The 26,503-nt window shown below is 70.4% G+C and carries 29 protein-coding genes, 1 tRNA gene and 1 pseudogene; 23 read left to right on the forward strand and 8 right to left on the reverse strand.

The genetic code is table 11. The annotated features are described in order from the left end of the window. The first annotated feature begins 6 nt into the window (after positions 1-6). The 5 genes from ACFQ6S_RS20670 to ACFQ6S_RS20690 all read left to right on the forward strand — a co-directional run bounded on the left by ACFQ6S_RS20670 (position 7) and on the right by ACFQ6S_RS20690 (position 2,774). Positions 7-726: a siderophore-interacting protein gene (locus ACFQ6S_RS20670; RefSeq protein ID WP_383411548.1), complete on the forward strand. Its 720-nt coding sequence runs from the start codon at positions 7-9 to the stop codon at positions 724-726. Between the two features lie 79 nt (positions 727-805). Next, positions 806-1,399, forward strand: a complete 594-nt coding sequence (locus tag ACFQ6S_RS20675; RefSeq protein WP_383411551.1) for an HhH-GPD-type base excision DNA repair protein — start codon at positions 806-808, stop codon at positions 1,397-1,399. Between the two features lie 103 nt (positions 1,400-1,502). Then, positions 1,503-2,183, forward strand: coding sequence for an HdeD family acid-resistance protein (locus ACFQ6S_RS20680; RefSeq protein ID WP_383411554.1), 681 nt, complete (start codon positions 1,503-1,505; stop codon positions 2,181-2,183). A gap of 97 nt (positions 2,184-2,280) precedes the next feature. After that, positions 2,281-2,604 carry a hypothetical protein gene (locus ACFQ6S_RS20685; RefSeq protein WP_383411557.1) on the forward strand — a complete coding sequence of 108 codons (324 nt, stop codon included), beginning with the start codon at positions 2,281-2,283 and terminating at the stop codon, positions 2,602-2,604. A 47-nt stretch (positions 2,605-2,651) separates the two neighbouring features. Then, on the forward strand, positions 2,652-2,774 hold the full coding sequence (locus tag ACFQ6S_RS20690) for a hypothetical protein (RefSeq protein WP_383411560.1): 123 nt from the start codon (positions 2,652-2,654) through the stop codon (positions 2,772-2,774). 31 nt (positions 2,775-2,805) lie between these two features. Here the strand turns inward: ACFQ6S_RS20690 and ACFQ6S_RS20695 are convergent, their stop codons facing one another. After that, the gene (locus tag ACFQ6S_RS20695; protein WP_383411563.1) at positions 2,806-4,419 is read right to left on the reverse strand and encodes a helicase HerA-like domain-containing protein; all 1,614 of its coding nucleotides are present in this window, start codon (positions 4,417-4,419) and stop codon (positions 2,806-2,808) included. A gap of 270 nt (positions 4,420-4,689) precedes the next feature. On the opposite strand from ACFQ6S_RS20695, the gene ACFQ6S_RS20700 reads away from it, so the two are divergent. Next, positions 4,690-4,986 carry a type II toxin-antitoxin system VapB family antitoxin gene (locus tag ACFQ6S_RS20700; protein WP_003999914.1) on the forward strand — a complete coding sequence of 99 codons (297 nt, stop codon included), beginning with the start codon at positions 4,690-4,692 and terminating at the stop codon, positions 4,984-4,986. 139 nt (positions 4,987-5,125) lie between these two features. Beyond that, on the forward strand, positions 5,126-5,740 hold the full coding sequence (locus ACFQ6S_RS20705) for a LytR C-terminal domain-containing protein (protein ID WP_383412947.1): 615 nt from the start codon (positions 5,126-5,128) through the stop codon (positions 5,738-5,740). A gap of 66 nt (positions 5,741-5,806) precedes the next feature. Here ACFQ6S_RS20705 and upp read toward each other — a convergent pair whose 3' ends face one another. After that, positions 5,807-6,442 carry a uracil phosphoribosyltransferase gene (gene upp, locus ACFQ6S_RS20710; protein WP_383411565.1) on the reverse strand — a complete coding sequence of 212 codons (636 nt, stop codon included), beginning with the start codon at positions 6,440-6,442 and terminating at the stop codon, positions 5,807-5,809. A gap of 138 nt (positions 6,443-6,580) precedes the next feature. Between upp and ACFQ6S_RS20715 the strand changes: the two genes are divergently transcribed. From ACFQ6S_RS20715 to ACFQ6S_RS20755, 9 genes are all read left to right on the forward strand, one after another. After that, positions 6,581-6,775, forward strand: a complete 195-nt coding sequence (locus ACFQ6S_RS20715; RefSeq protein ID WP_383411567.1) for a hypothetical protein — start codon at positions 6,581-6,583, stop codon at positions 6,773-6,775. 319 nt (positions 6,776-7,094) lie between these two features. Continuing rightward, complete coding sequence (locus tag ACFQ6S_RS20720; RefSeq protein ID WP_383412950.1) at positions 7,095-7,625, forward strand: hypothetical protein; 531 nt, start codon at positions 7,095-7,097, stop codon at positions 7,623-7,625. Positions 7,626-7,690: 65 nt separating this feature from the next. Next, positions 7,691-8,122 carry a tRNA adenosine(34) deaminase TadA gene (gene tadA / locus ACFQ6S_RS20725; RefSeq protein WP_383411570.1) on the forward strand — a complete coding sequence of 144 codons (432 nt, stop codon included), beginning with the start codon at positions 7,691-7,693 and terminating at the stop codon, positions 8,120-8,122. A gap of 72 nt (positions 8,123-8,194) precedes the next feature. Next, a tRNA-Ser gene (locus ACFQ6S_RS20730) sits at positions 8,195-8,279 on the forward strand. Positions 8,280-8,445: 166 nt separating this feature from the next. Then, on the forward strand, positions 8,446-8,625 hold the full coding sequence (locus tag ACFQ6S_RS20735; RefSeq protein WP_030952809.1) for a hypothetical protein: 180 nt from the start codon (positions 8,446-8,448) through the stop codon (positions 8,623-8,625). A gap of 9 nt (positions 8,626-8,634) precedes the next feature. Then, entirely contained in the window at positions 8,635-8,928 is a 294-nt protein-coding gene (locus ACFQ6S_RS20740; RefSeq protein ID WP_383411574.1) for a Dabb family protein, read from the forward strand. Between the two features lie 157 nt (positions 8,929-9,085). Then, positions 9,086-9,940: an RNA polymerase sigma factor SigF gene (locus ACFQ6S_RS20745; RefSeq protein ID WP_383411577.1), complete on the forward strand. Its 855-nt coding sequence runs from the start codon at positions 9,086-9,088 to the stop codon at positions 9,938-9,940. 268 nt (positions 9,941-10,208) lie between these two features. Next, positions 10,209-11,120, forward strand: a complete 912-nt coding sequence (locus ACFQ6S_RS20750; protein WP_383411579.1) for an RNA polymerase sigma factor SigF — start codon at positions 10,209-10,211, stop codon at positions 11,118-11,120. Positions 11,121-11,159: 39 nt separating this feature from the next. Next, positions 11,160-11,927 (forward strand): hypothetical protein, encoded by a 768-nt coding sequence (locus ACFQ6S_RS20755; RefSeq protein WP_383411581.1) that lies wholly within the window; start codon positions 11,160-11,162, stop codon positions 11,925-11,927. Positions 11,928-11,939: 12 nt separating this feature from the next. On the opposite strand, the gene ACFQ6S_RS20760 is transcribed toward ACFQ6S_RS20755, so the two are convergent. Continuing rightward, the gene (locus tag ACFQ6S_RS20760; protein ID WP_383411584.1) at positions 11,940-12,137 is read right to left on the reverse strand and encodes a hypothetical protein; all 198 of its coding nucleotides are present in this window, start codon (positions 12,135-12,137) and stop codon (positions 11,940-11,942) included. Positions 12,138-12,345: 208 nt separating this feature from the next. Here ACFQ6S_RS20760 and ACFQ6S_RS20765 point away from each other — a divergent pair, with 208 nt between their 5' ends. The 4 genes from ACFQ6S_RS20765 (at position 12,346) to ACFQ6S_RS20780 (ending at position 16,762) form a co-directional block, all read left to right on the forward strand. Further along, positions 12,346-12,795: a MarR family winged helix-turn-helix transcriptional regulator gene (locus ACFQ6S_RS20765; RefSeq protein ID WP_383411587.1), complete on the forward strand. Its 450-nt coding sequence runs from the start codon at positions 12,346-12,348 to the stop codon at positions 12,793-12,795. 13 nt (positions 12,796-12,808) lie between these two features. Beyond that, a complete protein-coding gene (locus ACFQ6S_RS20770; protein ID WP_383411590.1) occupies positions 12,809-15,319 on the forward strand; it encodes an MFS transporter in 2,511 nt (836 codons plus the stop codon). Positions 15,320-15,416: 97 nt separating this feature from the next. Continuing rightward, positions 15,417-16,241 (forward strand): YceI family protein, encoded by an 825-nt coding sequence (locus tag ACFQ6S_RS20775; protein ID WP_383411593.1) that lies wholly within the window; start codon positions 15,417-15,419, stop codon positions 16,239-16,241. A 50-nt stretch (positions 16,242-16,291) separates the two neighbouring features. Further along, entirely contained in the window at positions 16,292-16,762 is a 471-nt protein-coding gene (locus tag ACFQ6S_RS20780) for a PPOX class F420-dependent oxidoreductase (protein WP_383411596.1), read from the forward strand. 22 nt (positions 16,763-16,784) lie between these two features. Here the strand turns inward: ACFQ6S_RS20780 and ACFQ6S_RS20785 are convergent, their stop codons facing one another. Further along, a complete protein-coding gene (locus ACFQ6S_RS20785) occupies positions 16,785-17,510 on the reverse strand; it encodes a helix-turn-helix domain-containing protein (RefSeq protein ID WP_383411599.1) in 726 nt (241 codons plus the stop codon). A 226-nt stretch (positions 17,511-17,736) separates the two neighbouring features. Here ACFQ6S_RS20785 and ACFQ6S_RS20790 point away from each other — a divergent pair, with 226 nt between their 5' ends. The 3 genes and pseudogenes from ACFQ6S_RS20790 to ACFQ6S_RS20800 all read left to right on the forward strand — a co-directional run bounded on the left by ACFQ6S_RS20790 (position 17,737) and on the right by ACFQ6S_RS20800 (position 20,186). Further along, the gene (locus tag ACFQ6S_RS20790; RefSeq protein WP_383411602.1) at positions 17,737-18,405 is read left to right on the forward strand and encodes a DUF4097 family beta strand repeat-containing protein; all 669 of its coding nucleotides are present in this window, start codon (positions 17,737-17,739) and stop codon (positions 18,403-18,405) included. Positions 18,406-18,435: 30 nt separating this feature from the next. Beyond that, positions 18,436-19,398: pseudogene (locus tag ACFQ6S_RS20795) on the forward strand (ATP-binding cassette domain-containing protein). Beyond that, positions 19,395-20,186, forward strand: coding sequence for an ABC transporter permease (locus ACFQ6S_RS20800; protein ID WP_383411605.1), 792 nt, complete (start codon positions 19,395-19,397; stop codon positions 20,184-20,186). The pseudogene ACFQ6S_RS20795 and the gene ACFQ6S_RS20800 overlap by 4 nt, the downstream one beginning before the upstream one ends. 109 nt (positions 20,187-20,295) lie before the next feature. Here ACFQ6S_RS20800 and ACFQ6S_RS20805 read toward each other — a convergent pair whose 3' ends face one another. The 4 genes from ACFQ6S_RS20805 to ACFQ6S_RS20820 form a co-directional block, all read right to left on the reverse strand. Continuing rightward, a complete protein-coding gene (locus ACFQ6S_RS20805) occupies positions 20,296-21,063 on the reverse strand; it encodes a TetR/AcrR family transcriptional regulator (protein WP_383411608.1) in 768 nt (255 codons plus the stop codon). A gap of 120 nt (positions 21,064-21,183) precedes the next feature. After that, complete coding sequence (locus ACFQ6S_RS20810; protein ID WP_383411611.1) at positions 21,184-22,689, reverse strand: MFS transporter; 1,506 nt, start codon at positions 22,687-22,689, stop codon at positions 21,184-21,186. Between the two features lie 129 nt (positions 22,690-22,818). Beyond that, complete coding sequence (locus tag ACFQ6S_RS20815; protein WP_383411614.1) at positions 22,819-25,017, reverse strand: ArnT family glycosyltransferase; 2,199 nt, start codon at positions 25,015-25,017, stop codon at positions 22,819-22,821. Further along, entirely contained in the window at positions 25,014-26,498 is a 1,485-nt protein-coding gene (locus tag ACFQ6S_RS20820; RefSeq protein WP_383411617.1) for a glycosyltransferase, read from the reverse strand. Before ACFQ6S_RS20820 ends, ACFQ6S_RS20815 begins: the two co-directional genes overlap by 4 nt. Positions 26,499-26,503 lie beyond the last annotated feature (5 nt).

Genomic DNA, 26,503 nt, shown 5'->3' on the forward strand with positions numbered 1-26,503 from the left:
GACACCATGGGGCAGGGGCACGGCTGGGAGGGCGCGGTCCTGAAGCTGCTGCGCGCGAAGGACTTCGTGTTCACGGTGACCGGGGCCGAGGACGTCACCGAGAACTACCGCCGGGTCCACCTCACGGACGGCGGCATGCTGGCGGCGACCGGCGTCCACCCCACCATGTGGGTCCGGCTGTGGTTCGACAACGCGGGCAAGCCCCATCAGCGCGCCTACACCCTGGTCGACCCGGACCCGGCGGCCGGCACCTTCAGCCTGGAGTTCGCCCTGCACGAGGGCGTCGCCAGCGACTGGGCGCGCACGGCGAAGCCCGGCGACACGATCGAGGCGACCATCCACGGCACGGGCTTCGAGCACCCCGACCCCGCTCCCTCCCACGTCTTCGCGATCGCCGACACCGCCTCGCTCCCCGCCCTCAACTCGCTGCTCACCGCCCTGGACGCGGCCCCGGCCACGGTGTGGTTCGAGGGCGAGCGGGACGGCCTGCCCTTCCGCACCGCCGAGTCCCGCCACGACGTAAGGACCCTGCCGAGGCGGGACGCCGGGGCGCACCTCGTCGCCCAAGTGAAGGACACCCTGCCCGAACTCCTCAAGGGCGCCTCGGACCCGTACGTCTGGATCGCCTGCGACACGGCGACGACGCGGGCCCTCATCTCGTACGTCCGCAAGGAGCTCGGTCTGCCGAAGCAGCGGGTGAACGCGCTGGGGTACTGGCGCGCCTGAACCGGGCAGGGGCGCGCTCCCCTTGGCACGCCCCTGCCCCCGCGCGCGTCCGGGCGGTGGGCGCGGCATGATCGGGGGCATGGACGTCACCCTGCATCTCGCCCAGGACCCCGAGGCCGACGAACTCCTCGGCCGCAGCCCGCTCGCCGCGCTGGTCGGCATGCTGCTGGACCAGCAGGTTCCGATGGAGTGGGCGTTCAAGGGGCCCCGTACGATCGCGGACCGGCTCGGCGCGGACGACCTGGACGCGCACGACATCGCCGCCCAGAACCCGGACGCCTTCGTGGCCCTGCTGTCGGAGAAGCCGGCCGTGCACCGCTACCCGGGGTCCATGGCCAAGCGGATCCAGCAACTGTGCCAGTACCTCGTCGAGCGCTACGACGGTGACGCCGAGCTCGTCTGGAAGGGCGTCGACGACGGCCGCGAACTGCTGCGCCGCCTGGAGGACCTGCCCGGCTTCGGCAAGCAGAAGGCCCAGATCTTCCTCGCCCTGCTGGGCAAGCAACTGGGCGTACACCCGCAGGGCTGGCAGGAGGCCGCCGGCGCCTACGGCGAGACGAAGTCCTTCCGCTCCGTCGCCGACATCACGGGTCCCGACTCACTGGCCAAGGTGCGCGCCCACAAGCAGGAGATGAAGGCGGCGGCGAAGGCCGCGAAGGCCGCGGGGAAGTAGGCGACGCCCGGCCGAGGGCGAACGGGCCGTCAGGGGGCGCGGCCGTCAGCCGACTGGCCGGTCCCGAATGGCGGGCCCCACCGCCTCGTTCCCAGCATGGAGCATGAACGAGGCGCCGAGCGGCTCCCCCTGGGGCCGGGACTACGACGACCGCCGGATCCACTCCGGTCATACGCCCGGACCGCCGGGGCCGGTGGCGTCGCATGAGCCCGAGCCTCCCTTCGAGGGCCCGCTGCACGCCCTCTCCCGTGCCGCCTGGCAGGTCGTGCTCGTCACCGGGGTCGCCTCCCTGGTCCTCGGTGTGCTGATCCTCGTCTGGCCGGATGCCTCGCTGCGGGTCGCCGGGATCCTCTTCGGCCTCTACCTCCTGGTCAGCGGCGTCTTCCAGCTGATCGCCGCCTTCGGTACGCACCGGACGACCTCGCTGCGCGTGCTGGCCTTCGTCAGCGGCGCCCTGTCGATCCTGCTCGGCCTCTTCTGCTTCCGCGGCGCGATGCAGTCGACCCTGCTGCTCGCCCTGTGGATCGGGATCGGCTGGCTCATCCGCGGCATCACCCAGAGTCTGGCCGCCGCCTCCGACCAGTCCGTGCCGGCCCGCGGCTGGCAGATCCTCCTCGGCGTCGTCACCTTCCTCGCCGGGATCGTGCTGATCGTCTCGCCGGTCGAGTCGGTCACCGTGCTGATGGTGCTCGGCGGGTGCTGGCTGGTGGCGGTCGGCCTCATCGAGATCGTCACCTCGCTACGGCTGCGGGGGACGGCCCGTCAGATCCCGCGCGAACTGTGACACGCACAGTGATACCCACCCCTGCCCCCTACGCCGAGCGGGCGGATTCCCGCCGAACGGGATGGACGCCGTGCGGCCCCCGGGGAGATGACCTCCCGTGAGTACCGCACGATGCCGCTCGCGCAGCCACGCCTGGCTGCGGGCCCTCGTGCTGCTGCTCGCCCTGCTGGTGCCCGGCGCGCACGCCCAGGCGCACGCCCTGCCCACGGTCGCCGTCGCCTCCGCCGAGATCGCCGAGCACGACGCCCTCGACACGGCCCTGCGGCCCGCCGCCCGTGCCGACCGGCGCACTGCCCTACGCACCCGTCCGGCCCCGCCGTCGAAGCCGGCGCCCTGCGCCTCGCCGGGCCCGCGGCTCACCGCGCCGCACCGGCCGCCGTACGTCCCGCACCCCCTGCGCACCGTGGTCCTGCGCTGCTGACAGGCCCCTCCACGAGGTCAGTCAGTACGACGCAAGGGAGCACAGTCATGCCCACCGACCACTACGCCGTCCTGCGCGCCCTGCTGCGGGCGGAGGCCGCCCGCAACACGCCGAAACCGCAGGCGAAGAAGGCCCAGCCGCAGCCCCCGAAGGACCAGGAGCGCGGCTGACGCGGCCGCGGCGGAGGCGGGCTTCTCCGGGTCACCGCCTCCGCCGCGCCGTACCGAAGAGCGACCGGGTGATCTCCCGCCCGATCCGCGTACCCACCGACCGGGCCAGGGACTTGAACATGCCGCTCCCGACGACCTGCTCGACGACGGACGGCTGCTCCTTCTGCTCGGCCCTGTGCTTTTCTGCCGCCTCGCGCATCTCGTCCGGGCCCTTCGCCCCGCGCGACGCCTGGAGCCGCTCGTACGCCGACTCCCTGTCCACAGCCTGTGCATACCGCTCGTACAGCGCGGACTCCGTCACCGCCCGCTCCAGCGCACCCGCCTCGACCGGCCCCATCAACGACTCGGGCGCCCGCAGCCGGGTCGCGGCGACCGGCGTCGGCGCGCCCTTCTCGCTCAGGACGGTCACCACCGCCTCGCCGGTGCCGAGACCGGTGAGCAGCTCCTCCAGGTCGTACGCCGAATTGGGGAACGTCTTCACCGTGGCCTTGAGCGCCTTCTGATCGTCCGGGGTGAAGGCGCGCAACGCGTGCTGGACCCGGTTGCCGAGCTGGCCGAGCACCGCGGCGGGTACGTCCTTGGGCGTCTGCGTCACGAAGAAGACACCGACCCCTTTCGAGCGAATCAGCCGAACGGTCTGCGTGATCGAGTCCAGGAACGCCTTGGACGCGTCGTCGAACAGCAGATGCGCCTCGTCGAAGAAGAACACCAGCTTCGGCCGCTCGGCGTCCCCGACCTCCGGCAGATCGTGGAAGAGGTCGGCGAGCAGCCACATCAGGAACGTCGAGAACAGCTGCGGCCGGTCCTGCACGGCGGACAGTTCGAGCACCGAGACCACGCCCCGCCCGTCCGGCGCCGTCCGCAGGAACTCGCTCGTGTCGAACTCCGGCTCGCCGAAGAAGCCGGACATGCCCTGTGCCTCGAACGCGGTGAGGGAGCGCAGGATCACCCCGGCCGTGGCGGTCGAGAGCCCGCCGATGTTCCGCAGCTCCGCCTTGCCCTCGTCGGAGGTCAGGAAGGCGACGACCGCCCTGAGGTCCTTCAGGTCGACCAGTTCCAGACCCTTGGTGTCGGCGTAGTGGAAGATCAGGCCGAGGGACTGCTCCTGGGTCTGGTTCAGCCCGAGGACCTTGGACAGCAGCACCGGGCCGAAGCTGGTGATCGTGGCCCGTACGGGGATGCCGCGGCCGATGCCGCCGAGGGCGTGGAACTCCGCGGGAAACCCCTTCGCCGCCCACTGCTGATGGACCTCGGCGGTACGGGACCGCACCTTGTCGTTCGACTGCCCCGGCGCCGAGACCCCGGACAGGTCGCCCTTGACGTCCGCCAGGAACACCGGCACGCCCTGCGCCGACAGCTGCTCGGCGATCAGCTGGAGCGTCTTGGTCTTGCCGCTGCCGGTGGCGCCCGCGACCAGGCCGTGCCGGTTGAGCATGGGCAGCGGCACGCGGATCTGCGCGTCGGGCAGGCACCGCCCGTCCCAGAGCAGGGCGCCCAGGTCGAGGGCGGGCCCGGTGAAGGCGTATCCGGCGGCGATCTCCAGGGCCTCCTGCGCGAGCGCGGGGCCACCGCCCCGCCCCTCGGGCGCCTTGGCCGGCGGCACGGTCCCCGGACCGGTCCCGGGCGTGGTCTTGCGGTCGCTCATGTCAGGCCTCCGCGCGCTCGTGCTCCGGCGTTCGCGGGCCGTGGCGACTCACCCGGCCGGCGCAGGGACCCGAACCGTTTTCCGATCCGGCACCGTGTTCGACTCGAACCCCGCCGCCCACCAGGCTTCCGGTCGGGTCCGTTCCGGCTTCCGATCCGGCCGTCATTCCCGCGACGATTGCCGTTTCATCCGGGTTTGACATGTCTTTTCCAGCGTCGCACTCCGCCGCCATGGCTGCGCCCGGAACGTCTTGACCGGTAGGCTTTCCGTGTGATCTTCAAGCGCATCGGAAACGGCCGGCCGTACCCCGACCACGGCCGGGAAAGCACCCGGCAGTGGGCGGACGTCGCGCCGCGCCCGGTCCGCCTCGATCAGCTCGTGACGACCAAGGGCCAGCTCGATCTGGAAACCCTGCTCGCCGAGGACTCGACGTTCTACGGCGACCTCTTCGCGCACGTCGTGAAGTGGCAGGGCGACCTGTATCTGGAGGACGGCCTCCACCGCGCGGTGCGCGCGGCGCTGCAGCAGCGCCAGGTGCTGCACGCGAGAGTCCTGGAACTGGACTGACCCCGGGCCGACGCGCCCGGGCACGTCACCAGTTGCCCCTTTCGGGTTGGTCCGAACGGCGGCATTGAATGATCATCTAGTAGGCATTGCCGCCCGGGCGCACTACGCTGCGCTCATGAGCATGCTGACTCCCCAAGGCATGGGCGGCCAGTACCGCATCAAGGGGAACAAATACCCACGGATGCGACGGCGTCGACGGCACGGCAGGCTCGCCGTCATCGCCGTCGCCTCCGCCGCCGCGCTCGGCATGGCCGGCTGGGGCACGCTGCAGCTCATCGACGTCTTCACGGGCGGCGGAGGCAAGGCTTCGGCGGCCGGCCCCAAGTCCGGCTGCGGGATCGGGGCGACCCCCTCGCCCACCGCGACCGCGCCGCTGCCCAAGCCGGGCGGCATCACCGTCAACGTCTTCAACGCCACGACCCGCAGCGGGCTCGCCAAGAAAACCGCGGACGAGCTGAAGAAGCGCGGCTTCAAGATCGGCGACGTGGGCAACGCGACCAAGACCTACGACAAGAAGGTCAAGGGCACCGGGCTACTGCTCGGCCCCGCCGCGTCCCTGAACACCTCACTGCCGGTCCTGGCCACCCAGCTCACGACGGCCGAGCGCCGCACCGACGCCGCCCGCAAGAACGCCACCGTGGACCTGATCATCGGCAACGCCTTCAAGGACCTCGCGAAGAAGCCGGACGCCGACAGGGCGCTGGCGGCATTGGCGCAGCCCAAGCCGACGCCAACCGACAAGAAGAGCTGCTGAGAAGCGCCCCTTCAGGGGCGCGGGGCCGCGTCGATATGCGGTTACGCCGCGTGGGCGCGACCGACCCTACTCAGCCGCGCCGTAGAGACGATCCCCCGCATCCCCCAGCCCCGGCACGATGTACCCGTGCTCATTGAGATGGTCATCGACGGCGGCCGTCACCACGGTCACCGGCGTCCCCGCCAGCTCCCGCTCCATCAGCTCGACGCCCTCGGGCGCGGCGAGCAGCACCACGGCGGTCACATCGTCGGCGCCGCGCTTGATGAGCTCCTGGATCGCCGCAACGAGCGTGCCGCCCGTGGCCAGCATGGGATCCAGCACGTACACCTGACGTCCGGAGAGATCCTCCGGCATGCGCGTGGCGTACGTGGAGGCCTGGAGGGTCTCCTCGTCGCGCACCATGCCCATGAAGCCCACCTCGGCGGTCGGCAGCAGCCGGACCATGCCGTCCAGCATGCCGAGCCCGGCGCGCAGGATCGGCACGACGAGGGGACGCGGGTAGGAGAGCTTGACGCCGGTGGTGGAGGTGACCGGGGTCGTGATGTCGACCGCTTCGGTCCGCACGTCCCGCGTGGCCTCGTAGGCGAGCAGGGTGACCAGTTCGTCGGCGAGCCGGCGGAAGGTCGCGGAGTCGGTGCGCCGGTCGCGCAGCGTGGTGAGTTTGTGGGCGACCAGAGGGTGGTCGACGACGTGGAGACGCATGTCCACAACATTAGCCGGGCCGGGTATGCCCGGCGTCCCCACGCGCGGCAAGTCCAGGGTCTCGCGTTCACCTGTGCGCTGGCATCAAACCGCCCATCGGAGGGAAAGTGGGAGGGACGTACAGGGGGTGGTGAACCTATGCCGAATCCTGAGTCGCCGACGGATCCCGCGCAGGACGCGCAGGAGCCGACCGACGCCGCGCGCCGGCGGCGCCGGGCCCAGTTCCTGCGGGAGCTCACCGAGGCCCGCGAACTGCGGGACCGCGTCCAGCCGCGCCGCGCCAAGGCGGCCCGTCTTCGCCACGCCATGCGTATGCGAACGTTCCGCTGGTAGAGCGAGGCGACGCGACGGGGAAGATCCGCGTCCAACGGGGACGTTGGAGCGGTGGGCGTGCGTGGACGCCGGGAAAGCCGCGTACGATCCGCACGTGGCGGCAACGAGTGTGCTGGTGAGTCCTTCACGGACGTGCTCGCGGATCCCCTCGGGCCAACGCGATCAAAACTGCCGGACACAGGGTGCCGAAGACGTCCCCTGAACGCCTTGTTTCTGCCACGATTCCGAGTGGGTGGGCTCGGAGCACAGCTCTCCCCGCCCCCAACCTCCGCCGGGGGGACCCCCAACCGGCACGCCTATGACCAGTGGGAGAGTCACGGTGTACTTCGCCGCACTGCTCGCGCGCACCGAAGACGGGTGGGAAGCGAGCGACACAGAGCTCGACGATGTGGAGACCCTGTCGGATCTGGCCGAACTGGCCCGTGAAGCCTCGCCCGAGGACGACACGGTGCTGGTGCTCATCGAGCAGGAGGACGCCTGGTTCGGCGTCGTCCGGATCGACGGCGAGGACGACCCTCGTATCTACGTCTCGGACGCCGCCGCAGCCGCCCGCAGCAGCTACGGCGAGATCCTGCTCACCGACGAACTGCTCGGCAGGGAGCCCGGCGAAGACGACGCCGACCTGGACTCCCTCGACCTCGACGGCACGGAGGAGCCCGACGGCGACTCCGACGACGAGGAGGACGGCGGCTCCGCCGACGCGGTCCCGCACAGCCCCGTCGGCGACAGCGAGATCCTCGACGACCTCGGCGTCGGCGAGAAGGAGCTGAAGGCCCTGGACGCGGAGGACGCGCTCAGCACGATCGCCGAGGCGCTGGGCGCCTCGGAGGTGCTGGAGACCGTCCGCTGACCTCGTTCGGGCAGGGGTCGGCGGCCGAGCCGCCCGACCCCGTACGCGACCGCTGGCGGGCCGCGATGCGGCTCGCCCTGGACGAGGCCCGGCTGGCCGTCCTGGGCGGGGACGTCCCGGTCGGCGCGGTCGTGCTGTCCGCCGACGGCACGACCGTGCTCGGCGCCGGTCACAACGAGCGCGAGGCGACCGGCGATCCGACCGCGCACGCCGAGGTGCTGGCGATCCGGCGGGCCGCGGCCGAGCTCGGGGAGTGGCGGCTGTCCGGCTGCACGCTCGTCGTCACGCTGGAGCCCTGCACCATGTGTGCCGGTGCGCTCGTGCAGTCCCGGGTGGACCGGGTCGTCTACGGCGCCCGGGACGAGAAGGCCGGCGCTGCGGGCTCCCTCTGGGACGTCGTACGCGACAGGCGGCTCAACCACCGGCCCGAGGTGATCGAGGGCGTCCTCGCCGAGGACTGCGCCCGGATTCTCACCGAGTTCTTCCGGGCGCGGTGAGCCGGGCCGGGCGTACGAGCTCCGTGAATACCGATTTCTGAGCATGGCCCGGCGTGCTGTAAGGTCTCCCTCGGTAGCGTGTCCGAGCGGCCGAAGGAGCTCGCCTCGAAAGCGAGTGTGGCGCAAGTCACCGAGGGTTCAAATCCCTCCGCTACCGCTGAAGAGGGGCCCCGTCCGAGGACGGGGCCCTTCGTGCTGTTGATCTCCCGTGAGGCGCGAAGGTTACACTCACCGCCGGTAACACGGGGCCCTTTCGGCTCTTTCGACTCATTCGGCACGGCAGTCATGGCAGTCACAGCACAGCAGCCACAGGGGAGGCCGCGATGGCGGTGAATTCCAAGAAGATCGCCGTCTATGTGCTCGCGGTCTTCGCGCTCTACGTGATCATCACGGACCCGGCCAAGGCGGCGGACTACGTCCAGGTAGGGTTCGAGGGCATTTCGGACGCCGCCAAGGCCATCGGCGACTTCATGACGTGGATCGCCAACGGAGGCGACAGCTAGGGAGTACCCATGATCCGCCACCTGGTCCTCTTCAAGCTCGGCGAGGGCGTCGAGCGCGACGACCCGCGCGTCGTGGAGGGCGAGAAGGCCTTCCGCTCGCTGGAGGGCAAGATCCCCGAGATCCGGCACTGGGAGCTCGGCTGGAACCTCAGCGACCGCCCCATCGCCTACGACTTCGCCATCAACTCCGCCTTCGACGACGCGGCCGCCCTGCGCGTGTACGCGGAGCACCCCGAGCACCAGGCGGGCGTCGCGCTGTGGCGGGAGTTCGCCACCTGGGTGATCGCCGACTACGAATTCTGAGCCGGGCGGTGCCCCGACCCCCATGAAGCCCTCCGCCGGAACGGCGGGGGGCTTTCGCGTGTCTTACGCGGCCTTTGGTCGCCAACACGGGATTATGCGGTACTTGAACACAATGAACTGTCTTGTGATGCTATGACCGCTTTTGACGGATGAGTTGATGGATCACGAGGTGGAGTTGACCGTGCCGGCCAGTACTGCGCCTCAAGCCCCGACCCAGGAGGAGCCTCCCGCGTCCCCGCCGCCCCGCAGCCGCGGTGCCGACACCCGGGCGCTCACCCAGGTGCTCTTCGGGGAGCTCAAGGAGTTGGAGCCGGGCACGCCGGAGCACAACCGCGTGCGCGGAGCGCTCATCGAGGCGAACCTCCCGCTCGTGCGCTACGCGGCCGCCCGGTTCCGCTCCCGCAACGAGCCGATGGAGGACGTGATCCAGGTCGGCACGATCGGGCTCATCAACGCCATCGACCGCTTCGACCCGGACCGGGGCGTGCAGTTCCCGACGTTCGCCATGCCGACGGTCGTCGGCGAGATCAAGCGGTACTTCCGGGACAACGTCCGCACGGTCCATGTGCCGCGCCGGCTGCACGAGCTGTGGGTCCAGGTCAACAGCGCGAGCGAGGACCTGACCACCGCCTTCGGACGGACCCCGACGACCTCCGAGATCGCCGAGCGGCTGCGCATCACCGAGGACGAGGTGCTCTCCTGCATCGAGGCCGGGCGGTCGTACCACGCCACCTCGCTGGAGGCCGCCCAGGAGGGCGACGGGCTGCCCGGACTGCTGGACCGGCTCGGCTACGAGGACCCGGCCCTGGACGGCGTGGAGCACCGGGACCTCGTACGGCATCTGCTGGTGCAACTCCCCGAACGCGAGCAGAGAATCCTTCTGTTGCGGTACTACAGCAACCTCACCCAGTCGCAAATCAGTGCGGAACTCGGGGTATCCCAGATGCACGTTTCGAGGCTACTCGCGCGTAGCTTCCAGCGGCTGCGTTCGGCGAACCGGATCGACGCGTAACCGCATACAGGATCGAGCGGTCACCGTCGCGAGCGAATCGCTCACCAGGGCGGATCCCGACAGTTCAGGCCCGAAATACCGTCAGACCCCCTTTATCCAGGGCGGATTCGAGTCTCACATGTCGACATGTCACTACAGCGTGTTGCCGACATGTGACATTCTTCGGGAAGCGCGTTTGCCGTGGCTTCGGCTCCGGTATTCAGGTGAAGGCTGGCGTTCCTCGATCGGAGCGTTCGCCACGACCGTCCCGCGACCCAAAGGGGGTGGCATGTCCGCAGACCAGGGCAGCTCGAAGGTGCTCACGCTCACGAAGAGCGAGTCCGCGCCCGACGCCGCGCTCGACGACGTACCGGCCCTGGAGGCCGCCGATGCTCCGGCCCTCCCGGCCGCCGACGTCCCGGCCTGGCCGGCCTCGGCGAATCTCGACACCCGCACCCTCTCCCGCTCCCTGTTCCTGCGGCTCGCCGCACTGGACGAGAACAGCCCCGAGCGTGCCTACGTCCGGGACACCCTGATCGAGCTCAACCTCCCGCTCGTGCGCTACGCGGCCGCCCGATTCCGCTCCCGCAACGAGCCGATGGAGGACATCGTCCAGGTCGGCACCATCGGCCTGATCAAGGCGATCGACCGCTTCGACTGCGAACGGGGCGTGGAGTTCCCGACGTTCGCGATGCCGACGGTCGTGGGCGAGATCAAGCGCTTCTTCCGGGACACGTCCTGGTCGGTGCGCGTCCCGCGCCGCCTGCAGGAGCTGCGCCTGGCCCTCACCAAGGCCAGCGACGAGCTCTCCCAGAAGCTGGACCGCTCCCCGACGGTGACCGAACTCGCCGCCGTGCTCGGTGTGTCCGAGGAGGACGTCGTCGACGGCCTCGCGGTCGGCAACGCCTACACGGCCTCCTCGCTGGACTCCCCGGCCCCGGAGGACGACGGCGGCGAGGGCTCCCTGGCCGACCGGCTGGGCTACGAGGACACGGCGCTGGAGGGGGTCGAGTACCGCGAGTCCCTCAAGCCCCTGCTGGCCAAACTGCCGCCCCGCGAGCGGCGGATCATCATGCTGCGCTTCTTCGCCAACATGACCCAGTCGCAGATCGGCGAGGAGGTCGGCATCTCCCAGATGCATGTCTCCCGGCTGCTGACCCGGACGCTGGCGCAGCTGCGCGAGGGTCTCATCTCCGACTGACCCCTTCATATTTGACGGAGCGTCAGCCACCATGGCCGGATGCTTCGCCGGACATGGACGACCTCGACACCTGGCCGTCGGTGCGCCCTGATCGGCGCGTCGGCGGCCGTCGTCTGCCTGGGCGGGATGCTCGCCGCGTGCGGAGGCGGCGGGGACCGTGACGGCTACGTCGCCACGGGGGCGGCGGGCGGACCGCCCCGCGTCTCGGGGACGGCTGTCGCGCCGACGGACGAGGTGACGCTGGTGCCGCTCGACGGACCGGAGAGCGGCGGCGTCAGCGCCGGCGGTGAAAGTCGCGGCGGTGAAGCCGGCGGCTCCGGCAATTCCCCCGGGCAGGGCGGGAGTCGGGCGCCGGCGTCCTCTCAGGGAACGGGGCGCGAAGGGACGGAGAGTCCTGCCCGCTCCCCGAGCGACACCCACAGCCCCGCGGCCACACCCTCCGACTCGGCCACCCCGCCCACCAGTTCAGCCGGGGCCTCGACCTCCGCACCCGCCCACGCGCCCGCGAAGCTCACCGTGAGCGACCCCGAACGGGAGCCCACGGACGAGCGCTGGTGCGAGAAGGTGACCCTCGGCCTCCACAACTCGGGTGGTACGGCCGTGCGTTCGGGCACCGTGACCTTCGGCACCCACATCATCGGCGCGCTCGGCATCGACTGGGCGACGATCGAGTCGACGCGGAAGCTCCCGGCGCCGATCGGAGCCGGGGCACGCAAGGAGAAGACCTGGACGGTGTGCGTGGACGCCTGGCGGGTGCCGCTCGGCATGCACATCGAGACGCGGGACGTCTCCGTCCGGTGGAAGTGAACCCGGCGACGACTACTTGAGCGCCAGCCAGGCCACCGCCGCCACGATCGCCACGGCGACGATCACGCCGACGATCAGGCCGATGCGCGGACCGGAGGATGCGGCCGCCTGCTGACGACCGCCCTGCGGGCCCTCGTCGACGAACGCACGGAACATCTGGGTGCTGCCTGCGGGGTCGTGGTTGCCCTGGGGGCCCTGGGTGTTAGCCATGGCCAGAGACCCTAGCGAATCCGTCCGTTCGGCCCAAGTGGGGGCTCCGGGCCTGCACAGGGGGGCACAGGACCCACCCCACCTGCACATTTACGGTCGCAATACTTGCCTTTGCCAAGTTTTTGCGCCGCCCTCGATCCCTTTGTTTGCCTGTAGCAACCAAATGCTTCTATGGTTGCCCTAAGCAACAAAGAGCGGGGGGGGTGTGATGGCCGAGCAGGCGCAGTACGAGGAGCTGGTCCGCCAGTTCAGCGCCTTCGGCGCCGTGAAACGGGAGATGGGACGGACGTTGCCGTCCGACTGCCCAGCCGGTTCCGCCGCCGTACTGACGTTGCTGGCCCGCCACGGAGAGATGCGCATGAGCAAGCTCGCGGAGCTGCTCGCCGTGGACATGTCGGTCACCAGCCGCCATGTCACCCACGTCGCCGAGCGCGGCTGGATCGAGCGCTCCCCCGATCCGGCGGACAAGCGAAGCCGCATCCTCCGCCTCACTCCGGCCGGCGAGGACCGCGTCCGGGAGATGTCCCGGCGGACCACACAACTGCTCGCCGAGCGGCTGAGCGACTGGACCGACGACGAGGTCGAGGCGCTCACCCGGCTCATGGCCCGGCTGAGGGCCAGCTTCGACGACTGCCGTACACCCGCGATCACCCAGTAGGAAAAGGAACTTCATGGCAACGACCACACCAGCCGGTGTGCGGGCCCACGCCAAGCACGGGAGCGGAGCCGGGGACGGCACTCCCATGTCGCACCGGCAGATCATGGAAGCGCTGACCGGGCTGCTGCTCGGCATGTTCGTCGCGATCCTGTCGTCGACGATCGTCTCCAACGCCCTGCCCGACATCATCAAGGACCTCGGCGGCGGCCAGAGCGCCTACACCTGGGTGGTCACCGCGTCGCTGCTGGCGATGACCGCGTCCACCCCGCTGTGGGGCAAGCTGGCCGACCTCTTCTCCAAGAAGCTGCTGATACAGCTGGCCCTGGTCATCTTCGTGGCCGGCTCCGCGCTGGCCGGTCTGTCGCAGAACTCCGGCATGCTCATCGCGTTCCGTGCGGTGCAGGGCATCGGCATGGGCGGTCTGTCGTCGCTGGCGCAGATCATCCTGGCCGCGATGATCTCGCCGCGTGAGCGCGGCCGGTACAACGGCTACCTCGGCGCCACCTTCGCCACCGCGATGGTCGGCGGCCCGCTGATCGGCGGCGTCATCACCGACACCGACTGGCTCGGCTGGCGCTGGTGCTTCTACGTCGGCGTGCCCTTCGCCGTCGTCGCCCTGATCGTGCTCCAGCGCACCCTGCACCTGCCGGTGGTCCGGCGGAAGGTCAAGGTCGACTGGTCCGGCGCCTTCTTCATCACCGCCGCGGTCTGCCTGCTGCTGGTCTGGGTGACCTTCGCCGGTGACAAGTACGACTGGCTGTCCTGGCAGACCGGCGCGATGACCGGTGGCGCGCTGGCACTGCTGCTGATCTTCATCCTCGTGGAGGCCAGGGCGAGCGAGCCGATCATCCCGCTGCGCCTGTTCCGCAACCGCACCATCACCCTCGCCTCGCTGGCCTCCCTGTTCGTCGGCATCGCGATGTTCGCGGGCACGATCTTCTTCAGCCAGTACTTCCAGCTGGCGCGCAACGAGTCGCCGACCATGTCCGGCGTCCTGACCATCCCGATGATCGTCGGCCTGTTCATCTCCTCGACCGTCTCCGGCCAGGTCATCACCCGCACCGGCCGCTGGAAGGCGTGGCTGCTGGCCGGCGGTGTGCTGGTGACGGCGGGCCTCGGACTGCTGGGCACGATCCGCTACGACACCGAGTACTGGCACGTCGCGATCTTCATGGCCCTGCTGGGTCTCGGCGTCGGCATGATGATGCAGAACCTGGTCCTCGCCACCCAGAACCAGGTCGCCCCGAGCGACCTGGGCGTCGCGAGCTCGGTCGTGAACTTCTTCCGCTCCCTCGGCGGCGCCATGGGCGTCTCGGCGCTGGGCGCGGTTCTGAGCCACCGCATCACCCACTACGCCGAGGAGGGCCTCACCAAGCTCGGCGTGCAGGGCTCCTCCGGCCACGGTGAGATCCCCGACCTCGACGCGCTGCCCGGACCGGTGCGCACGGTCATCGAGAGCGCGTACGGCCACGGCGTCGCCGACGTCTTCCTGTACGCCGCGCCGATCGCCTTCCTCGCCCTGCTGTTCGCGCTGTTCATCAAGGAGGTCCCGCTGAAGACCAAGGGGGCCCTGGCACAGGCCGCCGAGGCCGAGAACCCGGCGCCGGCCGAGACCCCGGCGGTCGCGCCGGCCGCGGCGCAGGAGCGGGTGCCGAGCTGGGCCGTCACGTCCGTCGAGACCGAGGCCGCTCCCGAGGGCACGCAGCAGCTCGCCGCCGTGGCCACGGTGGCCCGCGCCGAGGAGAGCGGCGGTGCGTCCGGCGGTGTCCCGGTCCGTGGCTTCGTGCGGGGCGCCGAGAGCGCGCCGGTGCCGCAGGCGGCGGTCACGCTGATCTCGCTGGCCGGACGGCAGCTGGGCCGCTCGGTCGCGCAGGCCGACGGTTCCTACGCGGTGGACGCGCCGGGCGCGGGCTCGTACGTCCTGATCGCCTCCGCCGACGGCTTCCAGCCGCAGGCGTCCACGATCGTCGTGAACGGCGACGAGCCGGTGGCCTACGACGTCCTGCTCAGCGGCACCAGTGGGCTGAACGGTGTGGTCCGCACGGTGCAGAGCGCGCTGCCGGTGAAGGACGCGATGGTGATCGTGACCGATGTGCGCGGGGACCTGCTGGCCACCGCCGCCACCGGTGAGCAGGGCGAGTTCAGCTTCGCCGAGCTGGTGCCGGGTGCCGTGACCGTCGCGGTGAACGCCGCCGGCTACCGGCCGCGCGCCCTGCCCGTCGAGGTCGGCGGCACCGGGGTCACCCGGATCGAGGTCGACCTGGAGGCCGGTGCGCAGGTCCAGGGCGTCGTACGGGCGCCGCACGGGCCGCTGGCCGACGCGCGGGTCACGTTGGTGGACGCCGCGGGCAACGTCGTGGGCACGGCGACGACCGGTCCGGACGGGGCGTACGCCTTCACCGACCTGGACGGCGGCGAGTACACGGTCATCGCGACGGGCTACCCGCCGGTGGCGACCGCGCTGACGGTGACCGGTCGTGGGGTCGACGACCACGACGTCGAACTCGCCCATCCAGGCGAGTAGTCGAACTCCGGCCCGTGGCGGGCGGCGCGCTCTGAGCGGAGGTGCGCCGGCGCCGCGGGCCGGTTTCTTTGGGACTTTCTTCTGAGGAGTACGTGAGATGGGACTGACCGCGAGGATCCGTACCCGGGACGGTTGGGCCGTGTCGCACGCGGTCGTCACGGTGACGGACATGACCGGAACGCAGGTGCTGCGGGCGGAGGCGGACGCGGAGGGGGCCGTACGGGACGCGAATCCGCTGCCTGCGGGGGCGTACACCGTCATCGTCACCGCCGTCGGCTACGCGCCCGCCGCCGCGAGCGCGATCGTCACCGCGAGCGGCCGCGCCGAGGTCGGCACCTTGACGCTGGCCCGCCGGGGCGGCACCGAGCTGCCGCCGCCCGGACCGTGGACCGTCGACCCGGCGCACTCCAGCGTGGCCGCCGTAGCCCAGCACCTGGGCATCTCGAGCGTGCACGGTCGTTTCACCCAGTTCTCCGGCGCCATCGAGATCGCGCCGGACGACGTCACCAAGTCCCGTGTGGAGGCGGTGATCCGGGCCGGCTCGATCGACACGGGGAACGGCATGCGGGACGGACATCTGAAGTCGCCGGATTTCCTGGACGTCGAGAAGTACCCCGAGATCACATATCGCTCGACGGGGCTCACGGCGGCCACGGGCACCGACCGCTGGACGGTGCACGGCGAGCTGACCATGCACGGTGTCGTGCGACCGGTGGACCTCGACCTGGCCTACCTCGGGACGGGTGCCGACCCGTGGGGCGGGACGCGGGCGGCGTTCCGCGCGACGACGGAGCTGCACCGGGACGACTTCGCCATGAACTACAACCAGGTGGTGCAGGCGGGGATCGCGGCGATCGGTACGACGCTGAAGGTGGAGCTGGACATTCAGGCGGTGCAGGGGGAGTCGCTGCCGCAAGGGTAGTCACGGCAGGGTCAGGCTGAGAGGGCCCGCCGGCCCCTAGGCTGACGACCATGGCACCGAACATCGCGACGAACACCCGCGTCTCGCTCGAAGACCTGCTGGACTTCGTACGCCCCCGGCACCGCGCCATCCTGCTCACCCGGCGGGCCGACGGCAGCCCGCAGGCCTCGCCGTTGACCTGCGGGGTCGACGACTCGGGGCGGATCGTGGTCTCCACGTATCCCGAGCGGGCCAAGACGCGCAACGCCAAGCGGGACGAGCGCATCAGCCTGGTCGTGCTGAGCGACGACTGGAACGGGCCGTGGGTGCAGATCGACGGTTCCGCCGAGGTGATCGACTCGCCGGAGTCCGTCGAGCCGCTCGTGGAGTACTACCGGAACATCGCCGGGGAGCATCCGGACTGGGACGAGTACCGGGCGGCGATGCTGAAGCAGGGGAAGTCGATCATTCGGCTCACTCCGCGGAAGTGGGGACCGGTGGCGACCGGTGGGTTCCCGGCGCGGCTGGTCGAGGGGGACTGAGGCTGTCGAGGGGGACTGAGGCTCACGCTTCCGTCGCCCGGTCGGCCGTGAACAGGACCTCACGGGCCTGCTCCGCGGCGCGGATCATGCTCTCGCCCACGAAGTCGACGAAGCGGGCGATGTTCTCCAGGCGGACGGCGGCCGGGGTGCCGGGGCCGAGGATGCCGACGCCCTGCCGTGCGGTCTCCGCGAGCTGGGCCTGCGACCGGGCGGCGGCGATCATCCCCTGGTACCAGAGCTCGTTGTCGACGAGGTAGCGGTCGCGGCGGCGTTCGTCGCGTTCCCTGCGGATGAGATCCAGGTTTTCCAGGAACGTGACCGCTTTGGAGATGGACGCCGGGCTGACCTCGAGGCGCTGGGCGAGTTCGGACGCGGTGAGGCTGCCCGCGTCGGTGGTGTAGAGGCAGGCCAGCACCCGGGATGTCATCTTGGGCAGACCCTGCTGCATGAAGAGGGCCGTGAACGTCTCCGTGTACTCGCGCACGGCCTCGGCGTCGCGTCCGTGCGCCTGCGCGGGCGCCTCCCGCCCTTGGGGCGTGGCCTGCTTGCGCCGGTGGGCGCGGCGTTCGGTGGCGTGGTGGGCCAGATCGGCGCGGTAGGCGGTGGGGCCGCCGTTGCGCATCACCTCGCGCGTGATGGTCGAGGTCGGACGGTCGAGACGCCTCGCGATCTCCGCGTAGGCGAGCCCGTCGGCCAGCCCCAGCGCGATCTGCTGGCGTTCCTGCTGGGTGAGCCTGCCTCCCGGCATCGCGATCTCCCTCCGTGCTCCTTTGATGCCTCCAGCATAGCCTTCACCCTCAATCCATTGCAACGACCAAGATGAGGGTTGTTGCATTAGAAGCAGAATCATTGCAACGAATTCTAGGCCTTCACCTGCATTGATGTCACTTCTGCGCAACGACGTCGTTGCCAGATTCTTGAACGCAACGTAGCTTTTCCGGTGTCGGAAACACCAACGAGCACAGGAGAGCACGATGCAGAAGTTCGACACCCCCACCCCGGTCTCCGCCGTCCTCGACATCCCCGCGGGCCGCATCCGGTTCATCGCCGCCGACCGCGCCGACACCACGGTCGAGATCCTCCCCGCGGACGCCTCCAAGGGCCGCGATGTGAAGGCGGCGGAGCGGACCGAGGTCTCCTACGACGACGGCGTCCTGCGGATCGAGGTCCCGGCGGCGACGAACCGCATCCTCGGCAACTCGGGATTCATCGAGGTGACGGTCCAGCTGCCCGCCGGCTCCCGCGTCGAGGCGAAGGCGGCCAGCGCCGAGTTCCGGGGCGTGGGGCGGCTCGGCGACGTCGCGTTCGAGGGCCAGCAGGCCACGGTCAAGCTCGACGAGACCGACAGCGCCCGCCTCACCACCCTCGACGGCGACATCTCGGTCGGCCGCCTGGGCGGCCCCGCGGAGATCAGCACCCAGAAGGGCGACATCCGGATCACCGCGGCCGTGCGCGGCACGGTCGTGCTGACCACCCAGATGGGCGACGTGTCGGTCGGCGCCGCCCGCGGGGTCTCCGCCGCCCTGGACGCCGGCACCGGCTACGGCCGGATCGACAACGCGCTCAAGAACGCCGACGGCACCCCCGGCCTGAAGATCCGCGCGACCACCTCCCACGGTGACATCACCGCCCGCAGCCTCTGATCCGCAGCCCATGACAAAGGAGCGCTCCTCATGACCGACCTGGCCATCGCGGCGAACGGGCTGCGCAAGTCCTACGGCGACAAGACCGTCCTCGACGGCGTCGACCTGGCCGTCCCGGAGGGAACGATCTTCTCCCTGCTCGGCCCTAACGGCGCCGGCAAGACCACCGCCGTGAAGATCCTGTCCACGCTCGTCTCCGCCGACCCCGGCACGGGGGCCATCCACATCGGCGGCCACAACCTGGCCGCCGACCCCCAGGCGGTGCGTGCCGCGATCGGTGTCACCGGACAGTTCTCCGCCGTCGACGGTCTGATCACCGGCGAGGAGAACATGTGGCTCATGGCGGACCTGCACCATCTGCCCAAGCTCGAGGGTCGGCAGGCCGCCGCCGAGCTGCTGGAGCGCTTCGACCTCACCGAGGCCGCGAAGAAGCCCGCGTCCACCTAGTCCGGCGGCATGAAGCGCCGCCTCGACATCGCCATGACCCTGGTCGGCAACCCCCGGATCATCTTCCTCGACGAGCCGACCACCGGTCTCGACCCACGCTCACGCCACAACATGTGGCAGATCATCCGCGAACTCGTCTCCGACGGCGTCACCGTCTTCCTCACCACCCAGTACCTGGAAGAGGCCGACCAACTCGCCGACCGCATCGCGGTGCTGAACGACGGCAGGATCGCCGCCGAAGGCACCGCCGAGGAGCTCAAGCGACTCATCCCCGGCGGACACGTCCGGCTCCGCTTCAACGACCCGGCGGCGTACCGAAGCGCCGCCTCCGCACTCACCGAAGCCTCCCGCGACGACGAGGCGCTCGCCCTGCAACTCCCCAGCGACGGCAGCCAGCGCGAGCTGCGCTCCCTCCTCGACCGGCTCGACACCGCCGGCATCGAGGCCGACGAGCTGACCGTGCACACCCCCGACCTCGACGACGTCTTCTTCGCCCTCACCGGCAGCGCCACCATCCCCGACCAGCCCAAGGAGAACGCCCGATGAGCACCCTCTCCCTCGCCCTGCGCGACTCGTCCACGATGCTGCGCCGCAACCTCCTGCACGCCCGGCGCTACCCGTCGCTGACGCTGAACCTGCTGCTGACCCCGATCATGCTGTTGCTGCTCTTCGTCTACATCTTCGGCGACACCATGAGCGTGGGCATCGGAGGCGGCGCTCCGGACCGCTCCGTGTACATCGCCTACATCGTCCCGGGCCTGCTGCTGATGACCATCGGCAGCACCACGATCGGCACCGCGGTCTCCGTCTCCACCGACATGTCCGAGGGCATCATCGCCCGCTTCCGCACGATGGCCATCCACCGCGGCTCCGTGATCATCGGACATGTCATCGGAAGCGTGCTGCAGTCCATCATCAGCGTGGTGCTCGTCGGCGCCGTCGCCGTGGCGATCGGCTTTCGGTCCACCGACGCCACCGTCCTGGAGTGGCTCGCGGCGTTCGGACTGCTCGCTCTCTTCGCCATGGCCCTCACCTGGATCGCGGTCGGCATGGGCCTGATCAGCCCGAACGCCGAAGCCGCGAGCAACACCGCGATGCCGCTGATCCTGCTGCCGCTTCTGTCCAGCGCCTTCGTCCCCCTGCACTCCATGCCGGGCTGGTTCCGCCCGATCGCGGAGTACCAGCCCTTCACGCCGGCCATCGAGACCCTGCGCGGCCTGCTGCTCGGCACCGAGATCGGCCACAACGGCTGGCTCGCCGTCGGCTGGTGCCTGGGCCTCGCGGTGCTCGGCTACCGCTGGTCGACCGCGAAGTTCAACGCCGACCAGAAATAGCCGTCATGACCACGCGGGTCACCCCCGCAACTCGTCCCATCCAAGGGCGGCGTGCCTCGACATCCGGTCGAAGCGCGCCGCCCGTTCGTGTGCGCCGTTCAAGGGGGCGCTACTCGTGCCCGGCCCTTTCGACCATCGCCTCGATCCCCGCCACCAGCAGGTCGAGGGCGAACTCGAAGTCGCGCTCCCACATCTCCTCGACCGTGTCGCCGCCGCGGGCCTCCATGAGTTCCGCGGACTCCTGGACGATGTCGGCGGCCTCCGGGGACTGGGTCACCGTGCTCATCGCGTGGCGGAAGTAGTCGTCCGGACTCATGCCGAGCGCCGTGCTGCGGGCGATGAAATGGCCCTCGATCGTGCCGAAGCCGTACACGAACTGGAAGACGGCGGAGATGGCCGCCACCAGGCCGTGCGCGGGCAGGCCGGTTCTGCGGACGACTCGCTGGACCAGGCGGGAGAAGGCCAGGCTGTTCGGGCCGATGTTGACGTAGGTGCCGATCAGGGGCGCCAGCCAGGGATGGCGCACCAGCAGGCCGCGGTACTCACGGGCCAGCGTGCGCAGCTGGTCGCGCCAGTCCTCGTCGGTGTCCGGGTCGGGGAGGGTGAGTTCGCCGAAGGCCGCGTCGAGGGCGAGTTCGAGGAGGTCGTCCTTGGTGTCGACGTACCAGTAGACGGACATCGCGGTCACGTTCAGCTCGGCGGCCAGCCGGCGCATGGAGAACTTGGCCAGCCCCTCGGCGTCCAGAAGCCGTACGGTCACCTCGGTGATGCGGTCCCGGTCGAGCCCCGAGGGCTGGCCTCCACCGCGTCCACCTCGACGCTCCTTGCCTTCCAGCCAGACGCTGGTCCGCGCGGACTGCCGGGCTGCCCTGGCCATGGCGCACCTTCCTAGACATTCGAATCGCCGGTCGCGGGGAGCGCCCCGCAGGGGCGCGGGGAACTGCGCGACCAGCCACAACGGCCCCGCAGTCGCCCGACAACCGTATGTCCCGAGCTCTCAGGCGAAGTCTGCCCTCTCGGCCCGCCGCAACAACGCCCCCGCGACCATCCCCCCGAGCAATACGGCCAACGCCCCCACCAACAAACTGATCTCGAGCCCCGAGGAGAACGCGTCCGTTACACGCGCCTTCTCCTCAGCCGACCCCGCAGCCGCCAACGCCGAAGGCAAAGACGTCGCCGCCACCGGAATCAACGCCGCGAACCGCGAGTTGAGCAAAGCCCCCAGCACGGCGACCCCCAGCCCGGTTCCGAACTCCGCCACCGTCCCGTTGATCCCCCCGCCGACCCCGGCCTTCTCCGGCGGAATCGCACTCATGATCGCGTGTGACATCGCCGGACTCGCCACCGCGGCACCGCCGCCGATGAGCACCAACCCCAGCAGCGTGCCGGTGTAGCCGCCGGAGGCCACCGTGGCGATGGAGGCCAGGCCGGCCGCCATGACCGCCATGCCGAGCCCGATGGCGAGCGGGGTTCCCAGCCGGGCGGCCCACTTCGCCGCCACACCGGTGAAGTTCAGCGCCACGATCATCAGGGCGAGCGGCGCCGTGCGCAGGCCGGCCTCCAGGGGCTCGTAGCCGAGCACGAACTGCATGTGCTGGGTGAGCAGGAAGAGCGATCCGCCCATGCCGAAGGTGATGAGGACACCGCCCGAGACCGCCCCCGTGAACTGCCGGTTCCGGAAGAAGTGCATGTCGATCATGGGGTACGGGATCCGGCTCTCCCAGTACGCGAAGGCGGCCAGCACGACGATCGCCACGGCCGCCGTCACCAGCACCCGGCCGGACGTCCAGCCGTGCTCGGGCCCGGAGATGATCGCGAAGACCAGGGAGGCCATGCCGATCGTGGAGAGCACGGCGCCCAGCAGGTCGGGACGGTCGCCTTGAGGGTTCTTCGACTCCGGGACGAGCACGACCACCGCCACCAGGGCGAGCACCGCGACCGGAATGTTGATCAGGAAGATCGCGCCCCACCAGAAGTGGTCCAGCATGAAGCCGCCGAGCAGCGGTCCGGCCGCGAAGCCCAGCGAGTTCACCGCGGCCCAGATGCCGATCGCCTTCGGCTGCTCCTCGGGCGTGAAGATCTGGATGGCCACGGCCAGGACGGTGGTCATCAGCAGCGCGCCGCCGACGCCCATCCCGGCCCGCGCCGCGATCAACTGGCCCGTGGAATCGGCGAGGCCGGCCACGAGCGAGCCCACGCCGAACAGTGCCAGGCCCGCGACCAGCATCTTCTTACGGCCGTAGCGGTCGGCCGCGCTGCCCGCCGAGAGCAGCAGACCCGACTGGACGAGCGAGTAGGCGTTGATCATCCACTGGATGTCGGAGGTGGCCGCGCCCAGTTCGCGGGTGAGCGAGGGGATGGCCACGTTCAGCACGGTGTTGTCGAGTACCACGGTGAGCACGGCGAGGCAGAGGACGCCGAGGATCAGCCAGCGTTGCGGGTGGCCGCCCGGCGCCGCGGGCTGTGGCGGGGCCGGGGCCTGTTCCCGGGGGGACGTCGTCATGCTGTACACCGTAGAACAGATCCCATACACCGTACAACGCGAATTGCGCCGTACCGGAGGACCAGAAGGCCGGAAAGCCGGAAGGGCGTACGGCCTCGGCGGCCGTACGCCCTTCGTCTTGGAGAACCGTCAGCTGCCGGTCTGCTGCGTCAGGTCGTAGAACGTCGCCGAACCGACCGTCACCTGCTTGAAGTTGGCCTCGACCCACTCGGTGATCTGCGAGGACGTGCCGCTGCTGCTGCCGCCCATGCCGCCGCCGCTGCCACTGGCGATGAAGTAGTGAATCTTGCCGTCCGTCACGTACTCCTTGAACTCGGCCAGCGTCGGGGACGGGTCCGTGCCGTTGAAGCCGCCGATCGCCATGACCGGGTCGCCGGTGGAGAGCTGGTAGCTCGCGGCGTTCTGGGCACCGATGGCCGCGGCCGCCCAGGTGTAGTCACTCACGTTCTTCTCCAGCAGTTCCTTGGCCTCGTCGCTGACGCTGGCGCCGTTGAGCAGACCGCCCATGCCGCCACCGCCGCCCATGCCGCCGCCGTCGCCCATCTGGCCGCCGCCCTGCTGGTTGCCCTGCTGGTTCTGGCCCTGGCCCTGGGTGTTGCCGTTGCCGTTCTGCTGACCCGGCATGCCGCCGCCGGGGAAGCCGTTGCCGTTCTGCTGGTTCTGGCCGCCCTGCTGGTTCTGGCCCTGCTGGTTCTGGCCGGGCATGCCGCCCCCACCGGGACCGCCGCCCATGCCGCCGCCACCGCCGGGGCCGCCGCGACCGCCCGCGACCGCGGGACCCGCGGTGACGATCGAGCCGGAGTGTCCCTCGTTCACCGTGGTGAGGGTGTACGCGGTCGGGCCGGCCAGCGTGGCCACCAGACCCAACCCGACGACGCCCATGACCAGTTGACGTCCGAGCTTCGAGGCGAAGATCAGACCCAGCGCCGCGGCCAGACCGCCGACCAGCACCAGCCACTTCAGCCAGGGGAGATAGTCCGAGGAGCGGTTGAGCAGGACGTAGCCCCAGACCGCGGTGGCCGTCATCGCGCCCGCCAGGGTCAGCGACGCCCACATCTTGTCGCGCTTGTCCCAGAGCAGCGCCGCGCCCATGCCGATCAGCGGGGCGATGTAGGGGGCGAGGGCCACCGTGTAGTACTCGTGGAAGATGCCCTGCATATAGCTGAACACCAGCATGGTCGTGACCAGCGCGCCGCCCCAGACCAGGAACGAACCGCGCGTCACCGACGCCCGCCTGAGCTTGCGCGTGGCCACCAGGCCCGCGACCAGCAGGATCAGCGCGGCCGGGATCAGCCAGGAGATCTGGCCGCCGATGCTGGAGCCGAACAGCCGGTCCCAGCCGGTCTCGCCCCAGTTGCCGCCGCCGTTTCCGCCGCCACCGCCGCCCCCGACGCTGCCGGTCTCGTCGCCGTTGAGCCGGCCCAGACCGTTGTAGCCGAAGGTCAGTTCAAGGAACGAGTTGTTCTGCGAGCCGCCGATGTACGGCCGGGAGGAGGCGGGCCACAGTTCGACGATCGCGACCCACCAGCCGCCCGAGACGACGATCGCGGCGAGGCCCGCGGCGAGCTGACCGATCCGCTTCTTCACCGACACCGGGGCGCAGACGCCGTGGACGAGGGCGAGCGGGGGAAGGATCAGGAAGGCCTGGAGGGTCTTGGCGAGGAAGGCGAAGCCGATGGCGACTCCGGCCCACACCAGCCACTTCGTACGGCCGTCCTCCATGGCCCGGATGACGAAGTAGCAGGCCACCGCCATCAGCAGCGCCAGCATGGCGTCCGGGTTGTTGAACCGGAACATCAGCGCCGCGACCGGGGTGAGCGCGAGTACCGCGCCCGAGATCAGACCGGCCGCGGGGCTGAACCGGCGGCGTACGGCCGCGTAGACCACGGCCACCGTGCCCACGCCCATGAGGACCTCGGGGAGGAGGATCGCCCACCAGCTGAGGCCGAAGAGGCGCACCGACAGCGCCATCGGCCACAGGGAGGCCGGGGGCTTGTCGACGGTGATGGCGTTGGCCGCGTCCAGCGAGCCGAAGAAGAAGGCCTTCCAGGACTCGCTGCCCGCCTGGACGGCCGCCGAGTAGAAGGAGTTGGCGTAGCCGGAGGCGCTCAGGTTGTAGAGGTAGAGCAGGAGCGTGACGAGCAGCAGGCCGAGGAAGGCCGGGCGCGCCCAGCGCGGGTCCTCGGGGCGCCCGCGCCACAGCCGCCGTACGAAGGGCTGCTCGGGTTCACCGGCGTCCGGGGCGGCGGGCGGGGGCGTGGGAGGTGGGCCCCAGGTGTCGGGGCTCGTCCCTCTGTCGTAGCTCGTCTGGTCGTAGTGGACGGTCATCGGTATTCCCTCGACTCGGTGTCGTGCGGGCGCACCGGCTGCAACTGCATGGTGGCGTCCCGCCAATTGCCGTCCGCGGCTTCACCGGCGCGGAATCGATCGTTGACGTACGTGGGGTGGGGTGCGCCCGTCGGACGCTGCGGGAGCGGGCCGTAGTGGACCGGCGGTTCCATGGAGTAGGCCGGCGAGGACGAGTTGGGGACCGGCGTGCGCGAGGCGACGACCGTCGAGTCGGTTTCGTCGCGCCGGTCCGGGAACACCCACGCTCGGAAGAGCAGGAAGCGCAGCACCGTCGCGGCGAGGTTGGCGGCGACGAGGACCGCGAGTTCCGTGGAGTGGGCCGGTTCGCTGCTGGCCGCGTTCAGGGCGGCCAGCGAACCGCTGGTCAGGGCGAGTCCGATGCCGAAGACGACCAGACCCTGCGCCTGGTGCCGGATGGCGCCGGCCCGGCCGCGCACCTGGAAGGTGAGGCGCCGGTTGGCCGCCGTGTTGGCGATCGCGGAGACCAGCAGGGCGAGCGCGTTGGCGATCTGCGAGCCGGTGAAGACGCGGAAGCCGCTGTACAGCAGCAGATAGAACAGGGTGGACAGGCCGCCGACGACGCAGAAGCCGACGAGCTGGCGGGCGAGGCCCCGGGGGACGTCCTGGACGTCGCGGTCACGGGGGTCGTCGCCGAAGGGGCGGGCGAGCCGGTCCAGCGGCAGCGCCCCGCCGGCGAGGGCCTTGCCCACCCGCCACACGCCCTTGAGGTCCTCGGTCGCCGTCCTGACGATGTGCACGGTCGAGTCGGGGTCGTCGACCCAGTCGACGGGAACCTCGTGGATACGGAGTCCGGCCCGCTCGGCGAGCACCAGCATCTCGGTGTCGAAGAACCAGCCCGTGTCCTCCACCATCGGCAGCAGGATCCGGGCGACGTCCCGGCGTATCGCCTTGAAACCGCACTGCGCGTCCGTGAAGCGGGCCTGGAGCGAGCCGCGCAGGATGAGGTTGTACGAGCGGCTGATGAACTCCCGCTTGGGACCGCGCACGACCCGCGAGCTACGGGCGAGCCGGGAGCCGATCGCCAGATCCGAGTGACCCGAGATCAGCGGCGCCACCAGCGGCAGCAGGGCGTTGAGGTCGGTGGACAGGTCCACGTCCATGTAGGCGAGGATCGGGGCGTCCGAGGCGGACCAGACGGTCCGCAGCGCCCGGCCGCGGCCCTTCTGCTCCAGCCGGAAGGACCTGACCTCCGGGAGCTCCGCCTCCAGCCGTGACGCCACCCGGGGGGTGGTGTCCGTCGAGGCGTTGTCCGCGATCGTGATGCGGAACGCGTACGGGAAGGTGCGCTTGAGGTGATCGTGCAGTCTCAGCACACACGGCTGGAGGTCCTTCTCCTCGTTGTAGACGGGGATCACTACGTCCAGGACAGGCGTACCGGCGTCTCCGGCCGGGAGGTGCTCCCGCGCCGGCAGGGTGCCGGGAGAAGAGTCGGTTCGCATGGAAC

It is taken from the genome of Streptomyces sp. NPDC056479 (assembly GCF_042795335.1).
GTDB lineage: Bacteria > Actinomycetota > Actinomycetes > Streptomycetales > Streptomycetaceae > Streptomyces.